Origin of the sequence: Gilliamella sp. WF3-4, assembly GCF_001690275.1 — a bacterium.
Classification (GTDB): Bacteria; Pseudomonadota; Gammaproteobacteria; order Enterobacterales; family Orbaceae; genus Gilliamella; species Gilliamella apicola_C.
In genome coordinates this window covers 1-1,723 of record NZ_LZGW01000051.1, presented here as the reverse complement: position 1 = coordinate 1,723, position 1,723 = coordinate 1, and the positions used below count along the sequence as shown (strand labels likewise).

General features: G+C 35.1%; 2 protein-coding genes. Both read left to right on the top strand.

The window, feature by feature from the left end:
• Positions 1-222 precede the first annotated feature (222 nt).
• Positions 223-1,038: a DUF6708 domain-containing protein gene (locus A9G47_RS11425; RefSeq protein WP_065642931.1), complete on the top strand. Its 816-nt coding sequence runs from the start codon at positions 223-225 to the stop codon at positions 1,036-1,038.
• A gap of 112 nt (positions 1,039-1,150) precedes the next feature.
• The coding region (locus tag A9G47_RS11420; RefSeq protein WP_141674854.1) for a DUF6708 domain-containing protein at positions 1,151-1,723 on the top strand (573 nt) is incomplete at its 3' end.

Here is a 1,723-nt window from a genome sequence, read left to right as displayed (position 1 = left end):
ACAAAATGATTAAAGGCCAAGGCTGGCCCGAATGGATGGTAGAAGCGTTTAATGCCACATCGCAAGAGGAGCTCGCTGAAATTAAACAACGGCATCATATAAAACAATAAATTTCAATAGCTCAAGGCGGGAAAGGATAAAACCGCCTACTTTACAATAACCGTAAAGTCGTGCCATTAATTGTGGCTAAAAACAATAAAATTTAAGATAAGGAGCAAAACAATGCCATCACAATATCAACCCCAAATTTTTGGTTGGATAAGCGATTTAGACAAAGGCGGTAACTATTTAACGGGTGCCGATGATCGCTTGCTCTATGCCAATGATAACTACTGTGCTTTTATTCGTAAAACAAAATCTGATCAGATTTTTTATGTATGTCTTTCAGGCGTAATTTCAATTGGATTAATGTTTATTATTCCTATATTAATATATTTGCTTACATGGATAGAATCGGCCTCTATGCTTATTCTTCCATTGGTGATCATAATTTTATTTTTTATTACATTATATTTAATGTTACCAGAATTTTACCAGAACCTTTTTACACGCCGAGGAAGCCCCATTATTTTTAATCGTAAAACGGGTAAAGTGTATATCAATGAAAGCTATTTTTTTAATTTTAAAGTGTTACGCAATCCACTAACCTTTTTGCACCCTAATAAAAAACGCATTAAAGAATATGACTGGGCCCATTTACAAGGGGTGGTGGTGCATAACTTTTCCCGCTACTCACTCAATACCACTATTTTAATGGTATGCAAGCCCCATAGCCATAAAACAATCGACCATATATTATTAGATCCATTACGTGCCGGCATAGGTAGTTATCTGGTTTGGGGTTGGGTTAATAATTTTATGTGCGCGAACAAATTAGCTGGCCTAAACGATGGCAAATACAAATGGGAACAAGAAACCCAATTTAAAGACAAAATGATTAAAGGCCAAGGCTGGCCCGAATGGATGGTAGAAGCGTTTAATGCCACATCGCAAGAGGAGCTCGCTGAAATTAAACAACGGCATCATATAAAACAATAAATTTCAATAGTTCAGGGTGGGAAAGGATAACGCCGCCGACTTTACAATAACCGTAAAGTCGTGCCATTAATTGTGACTAAAAACAATAAAATTTAAAATAAGGAGTAAAACAATGCCATCACAATATCAACCTCAAATTTTGGGTTGGATAGGCGATTTAGACAAAGGCGGGAACTATTTAACGGGTGCCGATGATCGCTTGCTCTATGCTAATGATAACTACTGTGCTTTTATCCGTAAAACTTTATCGGATCAAATATTTTACTTATCCATTTTTTTAGTTACTTTTGCTCTTTTAATGCCAGCCATTTATATGTGTTTTTCATTAATTCTAGATTTAGATCTTAAGGATGAAAGTTTGATATACATTACTTTTGTAACAATTCTAATAACTTCTTTAGTTGCTTTATATATATCTATTCCTGAAATCTATCAAAACCTTTTTACACGCCGAGGAAGCCCCATTATTTTTAATCGCAAAACGGGTAAAGTGTATATCAATGAAAGCTATTTTTTTAATTTTAAAGTGTTACGTAATCCGCTAACCTTTTTGCATCCTAATAAAAAACGCATAAAAGAATATGATTGGGCTCATTTACAAGGGGTGGTGGTGCATAACTTTTCACGCTACTCACTCAACACCACTATTTTAATGGTATGCAAGCCCCATAGCCATAAAACAATC